This window comes from Enterocloster bolteae, assembly GCF_002234575.2.
Taxonomy (GTDB): Bacteria; Bacillota; Clostridia; order Lachnospirales; family Lachnospiraceae; genus Enterocloster; species Enterocloster bolteae.
Genome location: NZ_CP022464.2, coordinates 3327062 through 3344386, shown reverse-complemented (window position 1 = coordinate 3344386; position 17325 = coordinate 3327062). Strand labels below are relative to the sequence as shown.

Annotated in this window: 17 protein-coding genes; 16 read left to right on the top strand and 1 reads right to left on the bottom strand. The window is 51.1% G+C overall.

Annotated elements, in window-relative coordinates; translation table 11 throughout:
- The first annotated feature begins 73 nt into the window (after nucleotides 1-73).
- From CGC65_RS15700 to CGC65_RS15660, 9 genes are all read left to right on the top strand, one after another.
- Entirely contained in the window at nucleotides 74-403 is a 330-nt protein-coding gene (locus CGC65_RS15700) for an anti-sigma factor family protein (protein ID WP_002564339.1), read from the top strand.
- Nucleotides 404-428: 25 nt separating this feature from the next.
- Nucleotides 429-3221: a DNA polymerase I gene (gene polA, locus CGC65_RS15695; protein ID WP_002564338.1), complete on the top strand. Its 2793-nt coding sequence runs from the start codon at nucleotides 429-431 to the stop codon at nucleotides 3219-3221.
- 68 nt (nucleotides 3222-3289) lie between these two features.
- Nucleotides 3290-3916, top strand: a complete 627-nt coding sequence (coaE, locus tag CGC65_RS15690) for a dephospho-CoA kinase (protein WP_002564337.1) — start codon at nucleotides 3290-3292, stop codon at nucleotides 3914-3916.
- A 23-nt stretch (nucleotides 3917-3939) separates the two neighbouring features.
- Nucleotides 3940-4737 (top strand): MBL fold metallo-hydrolase, encoded by a 798-nt coding sequence (locus CGC65_RS15685; protein WP_002564336.1) that lies wholly within the window; start codon nucleotides 3940-3942, stop codon nucleotides 4735-4737.
- A 58-nt stretch (nucleotides 4738-4795) separates the two neighbouring features.
- Nucleotides 4796-5068: an ACT domain-containing protein gene (locus CGC65_RS15680; protein WP_002564335.1), complete on the top strand. Its 273-nt coding sequence runs from the start codon at nucleotides 4796-4798 to the stop codon at nucleotides 5066-5068.
- A 58-nt stretch (nucleotides 5069-5126) separates the two neighbouring features.
- Nucleotides 5127-6497, top strand: a complete 1371-nt coding sequence (locus CGC65_RS15675) for a PFL family protein (RefSeq protein WP_002564334.1) — start codon at nucleotides 5127-5129, stop codon at nucleotides 6495-6497.
- A gap of 39 nt (nucleotides 6498-6536) precedes the next feature.
- Nucleotides 6537-7178: a histidine phosphatase family protein gene (locus CGC65_RS15670; RefSeq protein ID WP_002564333.1), complete on the top strand. Its 642-nt coding sequence runs from the start codon at nucleotides 6537-6539 to the stop codon at nucleotides 7176-7178.
- Between the two features lie 71 nt (nucleotides 7179-7249).
- On the top strand, nucleotides 7250-7885 hold the full coding sequence (locus CGC65_RS15665; protein ID WP_002564332.1) for an HAD family hydrolase: 636 nt from the start codon (nucleotides 7250-7252) through the stop codon (nucleotides 7883-7885).
- Between the two features lie 9 nt (nucleotides 7886-7894).
- On the top strand, nucleotides 7895-9136 hold the full coding sequence (locus CGC65_RS15660) for a class I SAM-dependent methyltransferase (protein WP_007036821.1): 1242 nt from the start codon (nucleotides 7895-7897) through the stop codon (nucleotides 9134-9136).
- 77 nt (nucleotides 9137-9213) lie between these two features.
- On the opposite strand, the gene CGC65_RS15655 is transcribed toward CGC65_RS15660, so the two are convergent.
- Nucleotides 9214-10530 carry a tRNA(Met) cytidine acetate ligase gene (locus CGC65_RS15655; protein WP_002564330.1) on the bottom strand — a complete coding sequence of 439 codons (1317 nt, stop codon included), beginning with the start codon at nucleotides 10528-10530 and terminating at the stop codon, nucleotides 9214-9216.
- 259 nt (nucleotides 10531-10789) lie between these two features.
- Between CGC65_RS15655 and CGC65_RS15650 the strand changes: the two genes are divergently transcribed.
- From CGC65_RS15650 to CGC65_RS15620, 7 genes are all read left to right on the top strand, one after another.
- The gene (locus tag CGC65_RS15650) at nucleotides 10790-12394 is read left to right on the top strand and encodes a S1C family serine protease (RefSeq protein ID WP_002564329.1); all 1605 of its coding nucleotides are present in this window, start codon (nucleotides 10790-10792) and stop codon (nucleotides 12392-12394) included.
- A 140-nt stretch (nucleotides 12395-12534) separates the two neighbouring features.
- Nucleotides 12535-12867 (top strand): cyclic-di-AMP receptor, encoded by a 333-nt coding sequence (locus CGC65_RS15645; protein WP_002564328.1) that lies wholly within the window; start codon nucleotides 12535-12537, stop codon nucleotides 12865-12867.
- A 251-nt stretch (nucleotides 12868-13118) separates the two neighbouring features.
- On the top strand, nucleotides 13119-14114 hold the full coding sequence (gene pta, locus CGC65_RS15640) for a phosphate acetyltransferase (protein ID WP_002564327.1): 996 nt from the start codon (nucleotides 13119-13121) through the stop codon (nucleotides 14112-14114).
- 24 nt (nucleotides 14115-14138) lie between these two features.
- Nucleotides 14139-15332, top strand: a complete 1194-nt coding sequence (locus tag CGC65_RS15635) for an acetate kinase (RefSeq protein ID WP_002564326.1) — start codon at nucleotides 14139-14141, stop codon at nucleotides 15330-15332.
- Between the two features lie 256 nt (nucleotides 15333-15588).
- Nucleotides 15589-16116: a YceD family protein gene (locus CGC65_RS15630; protein WP_002564325.1), complete on the top strand. Its 528-nt coding sequence runs from the start codon at nucleotides 15589-15591 to the stop codon at nucleotides 16114-16116.
- A 3-nt stretch (nucleotides 16117-16119) separates the two neighbouring features.
- Nucleotides 16120-16302, top strand: a complete 183-nt coding sequence (rpmF, locus tag CGC65_RS15625; RefSeq protein ID WP_002564324.1) for a 50S ribosomal protein L32 — start codon at nucleotides 16120-16122, stop codon at nucleotides 16300-16302.
- 264 nt (nucleotides 16303-16566) lie between these two features.
- Nucleotides 16567-17136, top strand: a complete 570-nt coding sequence (locus CGC65_RS15620; protein WP_002564323.1) for a TetR/AcrR family transcriptional regulator — start codon at nucleotides 16567-16569, stop codon at nucleotides 17134-17136.
- Nucleotides 17137-17325 lie beyond the last annotated feature (189 nt).

Sequence of the window (17325 nt, the reverse complement as noted above, 5' to 3'; positions counted from 1 at the left end):
ATTGAAAAGTAAGCTGATTTATTGTATGATGTAAGAAGAATTGGATTAAAATGATAGACAGGAGGTGCTGGCTGTGACCTGCAGGGAAGCGGAGCGTCTGGTGATGCCGTATATCAACGGCAGCATTACGGACGAGGAACTGAAAGAATTCTTAAAACACATCGAGACCTGCGAGGAATGCCGGGAAGAGCTGGAGATTTACTTCACAGTGGACGTGGGTATCCGCCAGCTGGACCAGGAAACAGGCACCTATAACATCAAGGGAGCCCTGGAGACAGCTCTGGAGCTGTCCCGGCAGAGGGTGCACACCCTGGGAATCCTGGAAACAGCCCGCTATGCGGTGAACACTCTGTGCTTCTGGGCCGTGCTGGCCGTGCTGGTGCTTCAGTTCAGGATGTGGTGACAGAGACAGAAAGGAACTCATATTAATGGACAAATTGGTTTTGATTGATGGACACAGTATTATGAACCGGGCATTTTACGGGGTACCGGACCTTACGAATTCGGAGGGTCTGCATACCAACGCAGTGTACGGTTTTTTAAATATCATGCTGAAGATATTGGAGGAGGAAAAGGCGGACCACGCAGCCGTTGCTTTTGATTTAAAAGAGCCTACCTTCCGGCATGAGATGTATGACGCCTATAAGGGCACGAGAAAGCCCATGCCCCAGGAGCTTCATGAGCAGGTTCCTGTGATGAAGGATGTGCTGAAGGCCATGGGAATTCCTATCATGACCCTTAAGGGGTTTGAGGCGGATGATATACTGGGAACCGTGGCAAAGCGGTGTCAGGCCAAGGGTATCCAGGTATCCGTGGTATCGGGTGACAGGGACCTTCTGCAGCTGGCTGATGAGCACATCAAGATACGGATTCCCAGGACCAGCAGGGGTGTGACCGAGATCAAGGACTATTTCCCGGAGGATGTGCTGCGGGAGTATCAGGTGACGCCGGAGGAATTCATTGATGTGAAGGCCCTTATGGGGGATGCCTCCGACAATATACCGGGGGTGCCTTCCATCGGGGAAAAGACAGCAACCAGCATCATCGCCCAGTACAAATCCATAGAGAACGCCTATGCCCATCTGGAGGAGATTAGGCCCCCCAGGGCTAAGAAGGCTCTGGAGGAGCATTATGACATGGCTCAGATGAGCAGGAAGCTGGCGGCCATCTGTACGGACTGTCCTGTGGAATTTAATTATGAGGACGCCCGGATTGAGGACCTGTATACCCCGGAGGCTTACCAGTATATGAAGCGTCTGGAATTCAAGTCCATCCTGGCCCGTTTTGATAAAACCGCTGCCCAGGAAGCAGCCGCGCCTGATATAAAAACCCATTTTACCCTTGTGAAGGATATAAAGACAGCGGATAAAATATTCAGCAGGGCAGCAGAGACCGGGCTGGCTGGCTTCCAGCTCATACTTGGCAGGGACGGGGCTTTAAAGGAGACAGCAGAGCAGCTGTCCTTCAGCTTTGACGAGAACGGGGAAGTAAAAGCAGGAAAAAAGGCCAGATCCGGGCTGAATCCCGTGACAGGCCTGGCCCTGTGCCTGGGCGAGGAGGATATTTACTGTCTGGCGGCAGGAGAGCAGATTACCGGCGAGTATCTTCTGGAACAGCTCAGGGCGCTGTGCGGGAGAAATCAGGAACAGGATAACCAGGCACAGAATAGCCAGGGCCAGGATAACCCAGGCGTCAGAGAGCTCTGGGCCCTGGATTTAAAATCCATGCTTGCGTACCTGGAACTTAAGGATACGGATCCTGTGTATGACGCGGGAGTGGCCGGATATCTTTTGAATCCTCTTAAGGATACCTATGCCTACGACGATCTGGCCAGGGATTATCTGGGGCTTACCGTGCCCTCCAGGGCGGACCTGCTGGCCAAGGAGGATCTGGGAGATGCCCTGTGGAGGGGAGAGAAGAATGCCGTAGACTGTGTATGCTACATGGGATATACCGCGTGGAAGGCCGCTGCACCCCTGGCAGGCCAGTTAAAGGATACGGGAATGTACAGCCTGTATACAGATATAGAGATGCCCCTGATTTACAGCCTTTTCCATATGGAGCAGGAGGGCGTGAAGGTGGAACGGGCTGAGCTAAAGGAATATGGGGACAGGCTTAAGGTGGGAATCGCCAAGCTGGAACAGGAAATTTACCAGGAGACAGGGCATGAATTCAATATCAATTCCCCCAAGCAGCTGGGAGAGATTCTCTTTGAACAGATGGAGCTTCCGGGAGGCAAAAAGACAAAGACCGGTTATTCCACGGCAGCGGATGTACTGGAAAAGCTGGCGCCTGATTATCCGGTGGTCCAGAAAATCCTGGACTACCGCCAGCTGACAAAGCTGAATTCCACCTATGCGGAAGGCCTGGCAGCCTACATCGGTGAGGACGGAAGGATTCACGGCAAATTCAACCAGACCATCACGGCCACGGGGCGCATCAGCAGCACGGAGCCAAACCTTCAGAATATCCCTGTGCGCATGGCCCTGGGCAGGGAAATACGCAAGGTATTTGTTCCAAAGGAAGGCTGTGTGTTCGTGGACGCGGATTATTCCCAGATTGAACTGCGCATCCTGGCGCACATGTCAGGGGATGAGAGGCTGATCGAAGCATATCGTTCCGCCCAGGACATCCATGCCATCACCGCTTCCCAGGTATTCCATGTACCCCTTGATGAAGTGACTCCCCTCCAGCGCCGCAACGCAAAGGCGGTGAACTTTGGAATTGTATACGGCATCAGCGCCTTTGGACTCAGCGAGGGACTCAGCATCTCCCGCAAGGAGGCGGTGGAGTATATTGACAAATATTTTGAGACCTATCCGGGGGTTAAGACATTCCTGGACGGACTGGTCAAGCAGGGCAAGGAACAGGGCTACGTGACGACCCTGTACGGCAGGAGGCGGCCCATTCCTGAGCTTAAGTCCGCCAACTTTATGCAGCGTCAGTTCGGAGAGCGCGTGGCCATGAACTCACCGATTCAGGGAACCGCAGCAGACGTCATGAAGATAGCCATGATTGCAGTGGACAGGGAGCTGAAAAAGCGCGGCCTAAAATCCAGAATCGTCCTTCAGATTCACGATGAGCTTCTGATTGAGACGGCCCGGGATGAGATTGAGGCGGTTAAGGAGATTCTGACCGACAAGATGAAGCATGCCGCGGATTTAAGGGTTTCACTGGAAGTGGAGGCGGAAGTGGGAAAATCCTGGTTTGACGCCAAGTAGGAAAGTTAGGAAGAGATCAAAGCACAAAGCACGGAAAATAAAGACATCAAAAGGGGCAGCGGCAGGATATGGAAAATATAAGAAATGCATTCCCCGCAGGCGGTAAGTTCATATTGGGAATCACAGGCGGCGTGGGGTCCGGCAAGAGCCGGGTGCTGGAGATACTGAAGGAGGAGTATGGCTTCCGTGTCATCCAGGCGGATCAGGTGGCAAAGGATTTGATGCAGCCAGGGCAGGAGAGCTACCGGGCTGTGGTGGACTTCCTGGGGCCGTCCATACTGAATGAGGACGGAACCATCAACCGTCCTGCCATGGCCCAGGTAATCTTTGGCTGCCCTGATAAACGCGTCCAGGTGGACCGCCTGACTCATCCCCTGGTATGGAATACGGCCTTTGGGGAGGCGCTTGCCTGCCCTGAACCTCTGGTGGTCATAGAGGCGGCCATTCCCTCAAAAGAATTCCGTGACAACTGCGGGGAAATGTGGTATGTTTATACATCGAGGGAGAACCGCATGGAGCGTCTCAGAGAGAGCCGCGGTTACACACAGGAGAAAACGGAAAGCATTATGGACAGCCAGGCGCCGGAGGCCGGATTCAGGGAGTTTTCTGATGCGGTTATCGACAACAACGGCTCTGTGGAGGACACAAGAAAACAGATCCGCAGACTCCTGAAGAACAAAATCAGAATGCAATAAATAAGACAAAAGGACTGTAAAACATGAGAATGGTAAGTATTGCCAGCGGAAGCAGCGGCAACTGTATTTACATAGGTTCTGACAGCACCCACCTGCTGGTGGATGCGGGGATCAGCAACAAGCGGATTCAGCAGGGGTTAAATGAGATAGGACTTACGGGAAACGATGTAAACGGGATTCTCATTACCCATGAGCATTCGGACCACATCAAGGGACTGGGAGTGCTGTCGCGCAAGTATGAGATTCCCATTTACGGGACCCGGGAAACCCTGGATGAGATTGCGGCCGCAGGCAGCCTGGGCAAATTTGATAAAGGGCTTCTGACTCCGGTATGCCCGGATTTGGATTTCATGGTAGGCGATTTGACCGTGAAGCCCTTTAAGATTGACCACGACGCAGCGAATCCGGTGGCATACCGCGTACAAAACGGGGAGAAGTCCGTGGCTGTGGCCACGGATATGGGACATTTTGACCAGTATATCATAGACCATCTTCAGGGGCTGGACGCCCTGCTCCTGGAATCCAACCACGATGTCAGGATGCTGGAGACAGGACCTTATCCCTATTACCTGAAACGAAGGATCTTAGGGGACCACGGCCATCTGTCCAATGAAAATGCGGGCAGGCTTTTAAACTGCGTCCTTCACGACAGACTGAAAAAAATTCTTTTGGGACATCTCAGCAAGGAGAACAATTACGAGGAGCTGGCCTACGAGACCGTACGGCTGGAGATTGACGAGGGAGACTGCCCTTACGGAGCTTCTGACTTTTCCATTTCCGTGGCCAGCAGGGACTGCATGAGTGAAATCATATATCTGTAAAACGTATGGATATCCGTTCACCGGATTTCAATAAAACAAAAGCGTGAGGAGAATGAAGATGAATAAGGCAATCATTACAGTAGTAGGGAAAGACAGGGTAGGAATCATTGCAGGCGTATGTACATACCTGGCTGAGAACCAGATTAATATACTGGATATCACCCAGACCATTGTAAAGGGATTTTTCAACATGATGATGGTTGTGGACGTGGAGAACATAACCAAGTCCTTTGGCGAAGTCGCCCAGGAACTGGAACAGGTCGGAGAGGAAATCGGTGTGAGCGTGAAGATTCAGCGGGAAGAAATTTTCCTGAAGATGCACCGTATCTAACGGCATCCCCAGAGGATAGGGCGGGCCTGTAATTTCAGAAGAAAGGGACGAAAGAACTATGATTAACGTAAATATGTACGAGGTAAATGAGACCTACAACATGATTGAACATGAGAAGCTGGATGTGCGTACCATTACCCTGGGCATCAGCCTTCTGGACTGTGTGGACAGCAATCTTGAGGCTCTCAATGAAAAGATTTATAAGAAAATCACGACTCTGGCAAAGGACCTGGTTTCCACGGGCCAGGATATAGAGGCTGATTTCGGTATTCCCATTGTCAACAAGCGTATCTCCGTCACCCCCATTGCGCTGGTGGGTGGTTCTGCCTGCAAGCGCCCGGAGGATTTCGTCACCATAGCCAAGACCCTTGACCTGGCTGCAAAGGAAGTGGGCGTAAACTTCATCGGCGGCTATTCCGCCCTTGTGAGCAAGGGCATGACCAGGGCTGACAAGAACCTGATTCTCTCCATTCCCCAGGCGCTGTCCCAGACAGAGCGCGTATGCAGTTCCGTCAATGTAGGCTCCACCAAGACAGGCATTGACATGGACGCGGTGGAACTGATGGGAAGAATCGTGACTGAGACAGCCGAAGCCACCAGGGACCATGATTCCCTCGGCTGTGCCAAGCTGGTGGTATTCTGCAATGCCCCTGACGACAACCCGTTTATGGCAGGCGCCTTCCACGGCGTCACGGAGTCCGAAGCCATCATCAATGTTGGCGTAAGCGGTCCGGGCGTTGTGAAGGTTGCCCTGGCAAAGGTGAGGGATGCCAACTTTGAGGTGCTCTGTGAAACCATCAAAAAGACCGCGTTTAAGATTACCCGCGTGGGACAGCTGGTGGCGCAGGAGGCTTCCAAGCGCATGGGCATTCCCTTTGGAATCATTGATTTGTCCCTGGCCCCCACTCCTTCGGTGGGAGACAGTGTTGCTGAGATACTGGAAGAGATAGGACTGGAGCGCGTGGGCGCGCCCGGAACTACGGCAGCCCTTGCCATGCTCAACGACCAGGTGAAGAAGGGCGGCGTCATGGCCTCATCCTATGTGGGCGGTTTAAGCGGCGCATTTATCCCGGTCAGTGAGGACCAGGGAATGATCGACGCGGTCAGCATGGGAGCCCTCACCATTGAGAAGCTGGAAGCCATGACCTGCGTTTGTTCCGTTGGCCTGGATATGATTGCCATACCGGGAGACACACCCTCCAGCACCATTGCAGGCATCATTGCGGACGAGGCAGCCATCGGAATGGTGAACCAGAAAACGACTGCGGTACGTCTGATTCCCGTGGTGGGAAAGAAGGTGGGGGAGACGGCTGAGTTCGGCGGTTTGCTTGGCTATGCGCCTGTTATGCCTGTAAACACATTCTCCTGCAGGCGGTTTGTTACCAGGGGCGGAAGAATTCCGGCGCCAATCCACAGCTTTAAGAATTAAGGTTATCCGGGCTAAGGCAGACGGATGGAGGTCAGTCAGATGAAGATTTTTTTGATACGCCACGGCAGGCAGTGCAGCAAGCTGTGCAACGTGGATGTGGATTTAAGTGAAGAAGGATACAGGCAGGCGTCTCTCTTAGGAGAGCGCCTGTTTCATGAAAATATACAGGTGGTGTATTCCAGCAATCTGCTGCGGGCCGTGGAAACGGCTCAGGCAGCCAATCTCTACTGGAATGTAGAGCATATCATACGGCCCGAGCTGAGGGAGATATCCTTTGGCCATATGGAAGGCATGGAAGACCGGGACATCGCGGTGAAGTACAGGGATTTCAAGGCGCAGCAGGCCCTTATGGAGGAGGATCTGCCCTATCCGGGCGGGGAATGCGCCGGGGATGTGGTCCGGCGCGCCGAACCTGTGTTCAGGGAGATGACAGAAAGCGGTTATGAGCGCATTGCCGTGGTGACCCACGGAGGCGTTATCCGTTCCGTGACAGCCCACTGCCTGGGAATCCCCATGAACAAATGGAGAATCCTCGGTAAGAACCTGGAAAATTGCAGCATTACGGAGCTTAACTGGGATGGGGCATCCGGCCGTTTTACACTGGAGCGGTTCAACGATTATGCCCATCTGGAGCCCTATCCCGATTTGCTGCGAAAGGGATGGGTCAGTGCTGAAAATTAGGGGTGCACAAGTGCTGTATGGCTTCAGAGCCAAAGCCTGCGAATATGGATGGGAAAGGAATGGTAGTGGGTATGAATAAAGGGATATTGTTTGACGTGGACGGTACGCTGTGGGATTCGGCGGCCCAGGTGGCTGAATCCTGGAATGAGGTGCTGGCCCGTTACCCTCATCTGGGAGTCAGGATCACGGCCCGGGATATGTATGACAATATGGGAAAGACCATGATGGATATTGGAAAGACGCTGTTTCCGGGGCTGTCCCAGGAGGAGTGCAGGAAGGTGATGGAGGAGTGCATGACCTATGAGAACCATTACCTGCTGTCACATCCGGGAGTCCTGTATCCGGAGACCAGGGAGATCATGGCGTGCCTCAGCCGCCAGTATGGCCTGTACATTGTCAGCAACTGCCAGAGCGGATATATTGAGGTGCTGCTGGAGAGCTGCGGCCTCCGGGAATACGTCCGTGATATTGAGTGCTACGGCAATACCGGACTTCCAAAGGGAGATAATATCCGCATGGTGGTGCAGAGAAACCATCTGGAACGCTGCTTTTATGTAGGTGATACCCATATGGATGAGGAAGCGGCCGGCGCGGCCGGGATTCCCTTTGTACACGCGGCATATGGTTTTGGCAGGGCAGAGCGGCCGGTTGGCACCATCGAGTCATTAAGCCAGCTCACCGCCCTTGCAAAGAAACTTCTGGATTAGGAGCTGGACATGAATCAGGAAGAATGTAAAGAAATCAAACAGGCGCTGGATCTGTTTTTAAATGAATCTCTGGAGCGGATTCTCATGAGCAATCCCACGGACAGCGGCAAAATCTCCAGGTCCAGAATCCGGCCTCTGCTCATGAAGGGCAGGCTGGTATTCCAGGCGGAGGAACAGGCGGGAAAGCAGGCATTTCACCGCAATCTGGACCGGGATGAGGCGGCAGATTATGTCACTGGGCTTCTGGACGGATCCTTCCGCCAGGCGGAGATTGCATCCGGTCTTGGAAATGCCCTTATTCTGGTGAGCAGGAAGGGAAAGGTGACTGTGAAGGTGAAGCAGAGTCCGCGGCCGGCCAGGATTTTGCCTGCCGGAAACCCGGCTTCCCGGGAACCGGAACGCGCTGCTTTGCTGTCCCACAACCGGAAGAAGCATTATATCCTGGAGGAGGGAATTCCTGTTCCCTTTCTGGTGGATTTGGGCGTCATGACAAAAGAGGGCAGGGTGGTGAACAGCCGCTATGACAAATACAGGCAGATAAACCGTTTCCTGGAGTTTATAGAAGATATCCTTCCCAACCTGGACCAGGACCGGGAGTCCACCATTATTGATTTTGGATGCGGCAAATCATACCTCACCTTTGCCATGTATTATTATCTGAAGGAACTGAAGGGATATCCGGTGCGGATTGTCGGCCTGGACCTTAAGGAGGATGTCATAGAGCATTGCAGCCGCCTTGGACGCCAATATGGATATGAGGGACTTTCCTTTTGTCATGGGGACATTGCCTCCTTTGAGGGAGTGGAGAAGGTGGACATGGTGGTCACCCTCCACGCCTGTGACCTGGCCACGGATTATGCCCTGGAAAAGGCGGTAAACTGGGGGGCCAGGGTCATTTTATCGGTTCCCTGCTGCCAGCATGAGCTCAACGGGCAGATGGAAAACAGCCTTCTACGGCCGGTACTCCAATACGGCCTGATAAAAGAGCGCATGGCAGCCCTTTACACGGATGCCATCCGTGCCCAGGTTTTGGAATACAGGGGATACAGAACCCAGATACTGGAATTTATAGATATGGAGCATACGCCAAAGAATATATTGATTCGGGCTGTGCGTCAGGGGAAGAAACGGGACAATGGCCTCCAGATACGGGAGCTGGCTGATTTCCTGCATGTGAAGCCCGCCGTGGTGGAGCTCCTGGCTCCGGAGCTTTGGGAGTCCGGGGGAAAAACTAAAGACAGCTGGTATTAGCAGATATATATGAAAATAAAATGACAGGTCCCCATCCGGGCATTGCATCCGGGGGGCCTGTCATTTTGCCTTTTATCTTATAAAATACAGATTGGATGGTTATATTCATTCCGAACCGGCTGTTCCAGCTTTTTTGAGAGCAGGGTCTGACGGATATGGGAGGCGTAGATGTCCTGTGAAAACATGTCCAGGGCTGTTCCGGTGAGAATGCGGGGGGCGTCGGCAGTCTTGGTAATCAAGGGAATGGCGGTTTTCTGCTTTACCAGGGCCAGCAGTTCCTGAGACTCTTTCCTGAACCCCAGGATTCTGGCGTAGGGGGCACGGCCGGCCTCTTTGTAGGACTGTACCCTGGCATCGGTCAGGCCGAGGACCATGTGAAGAAGGGCGCGGCTGAGCCGGGTATAGGTATACTGGCGTGTCTTAAGCTGTTCGATACGGCCTTCCCAGCTGACCTGTTTGAGAAGGCAGTGATCCAGCCGGCGCGCCATTTCCGCCGACATATCCCCGTATTGCGTATAATCCGTTCCTTCCCGCTTCAGGGACAGGAGGCAGAAGTTCAGTATCTCTGACAAATCGTTGGCCTCCAGGACAGGCTCCCGGCCGTACAGGGGCCGGATTTCCGGAGGAATGTGCGTCATGGCCTCAGGCGTCAGTTTTGCATATGGAAACAGGCCCGCTTCCCCGGATGGCACCCCGGCTTTAAGTGTCCGCCGGATGGCTGAGGCTGAAGCCTGTCCGCCCTCCAGCCCATTGTCGTGGTATCCCTGTCCCCGGCGGCGGATGGTGAACGGAATAAGCGGACTGTTCTGGCGCAGGATGGCCTTGCAGTACTCGATTCCCAGGAGATTGTTGGGGGAGCCCAGGAGTTTGTCCATTTCTTCTCTCTTCAGAGGAAAATCCTTATCTTTGTCCGCCATCTTAAGCAGGGCCTGGCTGCGGGCCTGGGGCCAGCTGAGGCCGCTTCGCAGTCCAATGCTTAGAAGTGAGGAAAAGTCCCCGCCTTCCTGCGCCAGGATACCGGCAGCCGTCCGAATCCTGCGGATATCCCCGTCCTCACTGCCAAAGCACAGGACATCCACTGCCCCCAGTCCTGTGAGCAGGGCCACGCCGCAGGCGGCAAAATCCTCCGCGCTGCTGACCGCAAAGGCGGAGGGAAGCTCCACCACCAGATCCGCGCCGCAGGAAAGGGCCATTCTGGTGCGCAGATATTTGCTGTAGACCGCAGGCTCCCCCCTCTGTACAAAATCGCCGCTCATGGCAGCCACGCACCAGTCTGTGCCGGTCCGTTTTTTTGCTTCTTCTATTTGAAATTTATGTCCGCCGTGAAACGGGTTATATTCGGCAATGATGCCGATTACCTTTGCCGGCTGTTCCAAACTATCTGGCTGTCCCAAGTTCCTTTACTCCTGTCCTGATTCGTTCCTGTTTTATTTTATCATGTCCATTATATCCGCAAACATCCATTCCGTCCAGACGGCATTTGTTAATCTTCAGTTTATAAATCTATAATAATTAGAACACAGATTCTCCACAATCGTTTCACAATTCCACCATAAATGGCGGCTATATTAATAATTGTAAAAAGCAAGAGCAATTAAAAAACAGCCCTTACAGTTAAATAAAATAGAGAAATGTATGAAAGGAGACTTTGCTATGTACGAGAATGAAAATAAAAATATGAATGGTTTGGGAAATGAAAATATGGAACACAGGGATGTACCTGAAACAACCGTAAACTGGACGATTCCAGGTGATGAGAGGAACCGGCAGGGACAGAATACGCAAGGACACCGGACAATGGATCCGGAGGCACGCAGCCAGGAGGCGCAGGGTCAGTATTCACAGGCCCGGTATTCACAGGCCCAGGAAGGCCAGGATTCCCGAGAGCAGCATCGAGAGCAGCATACCCAGGGACCAGACGCCGCATTCGGTTCATACGGCAGCCAGACCCGCCGCCAGGACTGCTATGGCGGAAATACTTATCAGGGATATCCGGGAGGTGGTGATAAGCAGCGCAATCACTCCAATAAAGGACGATTTGTTAAAAGAGCGGCAGGAATTACAGCGGCAGCGGTCCTCTTCGGAGCCGTATCAGGCGGGGTCATGACAGGTGTGAATTACCTGGGGAACCGGCTCACAGGCGCATATGGAACCGCGGGCACATTAGCCGGGACGCAGGCTCAGAACCAGATAGCACAGGCGGCACCGGCCAATGCACAGGCGTCTGCAAACCAGGGCGCCACGGCAGTATCCGCTGTTACCGATGTGTCGGGCATTGTGGAAAACGCCATGCCGTCTATTGTGGCCATCAATGATACCATGACCGTGGAGCAGCGCGATTTCTTCGGAATGCCCCAGACCTATACAGCCCAGAGCAGCGGTTCCGGCATCATTGTGAACCAGACTGACACGGAACTTCTCATTGCCACCAATAACCATGTGGTGGACGGAGCTTCCGACTTAAAGGTTACATTTGTTGACAACAAGGATGTGAGCGCAGCGGTAAAGGGAACGGATTCAGCATCTGACCTGGCAATCATCGCAGTGCAGTTAAAGGATATCCCCTCCGATACCATGAGCAAGATTAAGGTGGCCACTCTGGGCAATTCAGATGATATCAAGGTGGGGCAGCAGGTCATTGCCATAGGAAATGCCCTTGGATACGGCCAGTCCGTTACCGTGGGATATGTAAGCGCCCTGGACCGCGAGATTACAGATGAAAAAGGAATTAACAGGACCTTCATCCAGACAGATGCAGCTATCAACCCGGGCAACAGCGGCGGCGCCCTTATTGATTTAAACGGAAATGTCATCGGCATCAACGCCGCCAAGACAGCTTCCACAGAAGTGGAGGGGATGGGCTTTGCCATTCCGATTTCAAAGTCCCAGGATATCTTAAACAGCCTGATGACAAAGAAAACGCGTGTGGCTGTATCCGAGGATGCCCAGGGCTATCTGGGAATACAGGGAACCAACATTGATGCTGCCACATCCCAGATGTACGGCATGCCGGTGGGAATCTATGTCTATAAAATCGTGGAGGGCGGAGCAGCCTCATCCTCTGATTTAAAGGAAAAGGATATTATCACCAAGTTTGACGGCCAGTCCGTTACCAGCATGGAAGAACTGAAGCAGATGCTCACCTACTATGAGGGCGGAGCAGCCGTTACACTCACAGTACAGTCCCTGGTGGACGGGGCATACGTGGAGCACGACGTGCAGGTGACTCTGGGAACCAAGCCGGCCGCCCAGAGCTGATGAACCGGTAACGGATAGTACTGTTTTATGGGTTTGACTGTGCATGAGGCGAATTAAGAAACATTTGCAAAAAAATTACAGATCTTAACTGAAAAATGTGCTATACTAACGTATATAAACTCGCCAAGGAGGTACAGCTTATGAAATTAGTGTATGCAATTGTGAGAAATGATAATGAAGATGATGTTGTAAGCCAGCTGACCCAGCATCATTACAGTGTTACAAGACTTTCCACCACAGGAGGTTTCCTGAAAAAGGGAAATACAACCTTGATGATTGGTGCAGAAGATGATAAGGTACAGGAAGTGATTGATGTGATTAAGCAGGAATGCGGACAGCATCAGAAGTTAACGGTCAACATGCCTTATATATCAGGCACCACCATGGTAAATTACGCAACTATGCCCATGACAGTTGATGTGGGCGGCGCCACTATCTTTGTGATTAACGTGGACCGTTACGAGAAAATTTAATCATCAGATACCTGAATCCGCGGACCGGCAATCATATGGTCCGCGGATTTTTTGTGTTTTCTGTGCTTCACGGCAGGCGGTTTGGCTATCGCCGCCCGCCGCCCCGTCAGAAAAGGTGGAAAATAAACACAGAAAGACCTCAGGTATACGAAAAAGTGCAATATTTGGATAAAATCGGCTTGTATCTCCAATTCTGTCAGTATATAATAAAGACGTATGCTTAAATACACCAAGGAAAGGGGTAAATTATCATGGGATTTATCGATTTAGTTAAAGCTCGTGCCAGGGCTGACAAAAAGACCATAGTACTGCCAGAGTCTATGGACAGGAGAACCTGGGAGGCGGCCGAAACGATATTAAAAGAGGACATCGCCAATCTGATCATCATAGGAACACCGGAGGATATTGCAGACCACAGCAAGGGACTGGATGTATCAGGAGCAACAGTGATCAATCCTCAGACCTATGAGAAGACTCAGGAGTATATTGATTTATTTGTAGAGCTGAGGAAATCAAAGGGAATGACACCGGAAAAGGCAAAGGAAATCATCATGTCCGATTATGCCTACTACGGCTGTCTTATGATTAAAAACGGAGATGCAGACGGACTGGTGTCCGGTGCCTGCCACTCCACGGCCGACACATTAAGGCCATGTCTGCAGATTGTCAAAACAAAACCAGGCACAAAGCTGGTATCTGCATTCTTCCTCATGGTAGTTCCGGACTGCGAATATGGAGCAGAGGGAACCTTTATTTTTGCCGATTCAGGACTGAACCAGAATCCGAATCCGGAAGAGCTGGCAGCAATCGCCAAATCATCTGCTGATTCATTTGAACTGCTGGTACAGAAGGAAGCAAGGGTTGCCATGCTGTCCCATTCTACCAAGGGCTCTGCAAAGCATCCTGACGTGGACAAGGTAGTGGAAGCCACCAGAATCGCAAAGGAGCTTTATCCGGAGCTTAAGCTGGACGGGGAACTCCAGTTAGATGCAGCCCTTGTACCGGAGGTTGCTTCCTCCAAGGCACCGGGCAGCGAAGTGGCAGGCAAGGCAAATGTACTGATGTTCCCGGATCTGGATGCCGGTAATATCGGATACAAGCTGGTTCAGAGACTGGCCAAGGCAGAGGCTTACGGCCCTGTTACCCAGGGAATCGCAAAGCCGGTTAACGATTTGTCCAGGGGTTGTTGTGCAGATGATATTGTGGGTGTAGTAGCAATTACGGCCGTTCAGGCACAGGCTGAATAAGCCGGAATAAAGGAGGAGATATCAATGAATATTTTAGTTATTAACTGCGGGAGCTCATCATTAAAGTACCAGCTGATTAATTCAGCATCAGAGGCTGTACTTGCAAAGGGACTTTGCGAAAGAATCGGTATTGAGGGAAGCCAGATTACCTATCAGCCGGCAGGAGGAGAGAAGGAAGTAACGGTTTCTCCTATGCCTACCCATACCCAGGCCATTCAGATGGTATTAGATGCCCTGACCAATGATAAGACAGGCGTGATTAAGAGCCTGGATGAAGTAGGGGCAGTGGGACACAGAATCGTTCATGGAGGAGAGGCATTTACCGCATCTACCCTGATTACGGAAGAGGCCGTTAAAGCAATTGAAGAGTGCAGCGATTTGGCGCCTCTGCACAATCCTGCAAACCTGATCGGCATCCGTGCCTGCCAGGAACTGATGCCCAACACACCCATGGTAGGTGTATTTGATACAGCGTTCCACCAGACCATGCCGGAGAAGGCATACCTGTACGGACTTCCTTACGAGTATTATGAGAAATACAAGGTTAGAAGATACGGCTTCCACGGGACAAGCCACAGCTATGTATCAAAGAGAACAGCAGAAGTTCTTGGACGTCCTTATGACTCCCTTAAAACAGTGGTTTGCCACCTGGGCAACGGCTCCAGCATCTCAGCTGTCCTCAACGGAAAATCCGTGGACACCAGCATGGGACTGACTCCATTGGAGGGACTTGTGATGGGAACCAGAAGCGGCGATGTGGATCCCGGCGCCCTGCAGTTCATCATGCACAAAGAGAATATGGATATTGACCAGATGTTAAACGTGCTGAACAAGAAGTCCGGCGTATACGGTATGTCCGGTGTTTCCAGCGACTTCCGCGATGTGGAGAACGCTGCAAATGACGGCAATAAGAAGGCAGAGGTTGCTCTGGAATCATTTGCTTACCGGGTAGCTAAATACGTGGGAGCATACGCAGCTGCAATGAGCGGTGTGGACGCCATTGCGTTCACCGCAGGCGTGGGTGAGAATGACAAGATTACCAGAAAGAAAGTGTGCGAGTATCTGGGATTCCTGGGAATTGAAATTGACGACGAGGCCAATTCCAAGAGGGGACAGGAAATCGTAATTTCCACTCCTGATTCCAAGGTAAGCGTACTGGTTATTCCTACCAACGAGGAGCTGGCAATTGCCAGAGAAACACTTGCGTTAGTGAAATAAGTATAACGGAGTGGTAAAAAGCTGGCGTACATGTGATTTTAATACATGTACGCCGGCTTTTGTCCTGGTTTCCGGGATGGCGGTCAATGGCCTGGGACAGGACATCGGATAATATAAATAACAAAATCCGGCAATACTCTCCAGGTACACACCGGTATGCAAAACAGTACACAACTTCTGGAAAAAAAACGGAAATATAGTTGACAAAATGTGCAATGGTATGTATAATGCAAGAGATGCGTATTAGGAGGTTAATATGCTAATTAACTTATCTGAGCTGTTTCCCGTTGAGGGAAAGTCCAAAACATATACGCCTGAGCTTGAGATGACCCAGTTCAGGCTGGCCGACACTGTATACGACATTGCCGAAAAGGGACCGTTGTCATTGGTGATAACAAATCGGGGAAATAAGAAGCTGGCTTTAGCGGGAACCATTGATTTGGTTTTGATTATGCCATGTGCCAGATGCCTTGACCCGGTGAGAGTTCCTTTCCATCTGGAAATTGACCAGGAACTGGACATGAACCAGAGTGATGAAGAACGAGTGGAAGACCTGGACGAGCAGCCCTACGTAAATGGTTATAAACTGGATATCGACCAGCTGGTTGGTAATGAGTTAACCTTGAACCTGCCTATGGCGGTTCTCTGCAGCGATGACTGTAAGGGAATCTGTGATAGATGTGGCACAAATCTCAACCATGAGACTTGTGACTGCGATAATAGGCCACTTGACCCAAGGATGTCAGTTATCCAGGATATTTTTAAACAGTCGAAGGAGGTGTAAACCATGTCTATCTGTCCAAAGAATAAATCTTCTAAAGCTAGAAGAGACAGCCGTAGAGCAAACTGGAAGATGAGCGCTCCAAATCTGGTAAAGTGCAGCAAGTGCGGTGCCCTGATGATGCCTCATAGAGTTTGCAAGGCTTGCGGTTCTTATAACAAGAGAGAAATCGTCAGTGTTGAAGATTAATTTTCAACAAGTCAAACATTTGTGAAGAGTTGGTAAATACGCGGTCTTTTGAGTATTCTCAAAAGACCGCATATTTTTTTGGGCTCATGGTACAATGAGTAGGCGCATGGAGGTTAAAGGCAAAACAGTGAGAATGAGTGTCATATCATACAAGAAAATTTTTTGTAGGTATGATATAATATTTTTGTTGCAGAAAAAAGCAGCGCTTGACAAAACTAATCCGATTAGTTACTATGTATTTAACAGATGATGAAAGGAAAGGTTATGGCGCGGGCAGGACTTGATAAAAATGTTGTAGTAGAGAAGGCTGCACAGTTAGCAAACAAAATGGGAATTGACCAGATTCAGTTGAAAACGCTGGCGGAAAGTCTGAGTATACAGCCGCCGTCCCTTTACAACCATATCAGGGGGTTAGATGATTTACGTCGTGAACTGATGATTTATGGCTGGAAACAGGTGGAAAAACGTATGCTGGAAGCGGCATCAGGTGCTGACGGGTATGCTGCGTGGGAAGCGGTCTGCCGGGCATTCTATCAGTATGCGACCGAAAACCCCGGTGTGTTCAGCGCAATGCTCTGGTATAATAAATACCAGGATAAAGAGACGCAGGGCGTCACGGAAAAGCTGTTTTCCATTTGCTTTGCAATCACATCATCCCTGAACATTTCTGAGGAAAACTGCAATCATCTAATCCGTACCTTTCGGGCATTTTTGGAAGGCTTTTGTCTGCTGGTCAACAACAATGCCTTTGGCTATTCTCTGTCAGTGGAGGAGAGCTTTGACTTGTCCCTGAAGGTGATGATTGGCGGCATGAAGGAGTTGGAGGGAAAATAAGTGATACAGACATTATAAAGAGATGGTTCTGACCAAAGACTTTATTACCGGTCTGTTGGAGGACAGTATCCAGTTTGTACCTGTTTCTGTACCAGGATCGGAGAGTGTGCAGCTGGCATTTTTTTCCCAGGTCCGGTGATAAAACGCTATCAAAAATATGATATAGGGATTATTCAATTATATACATAA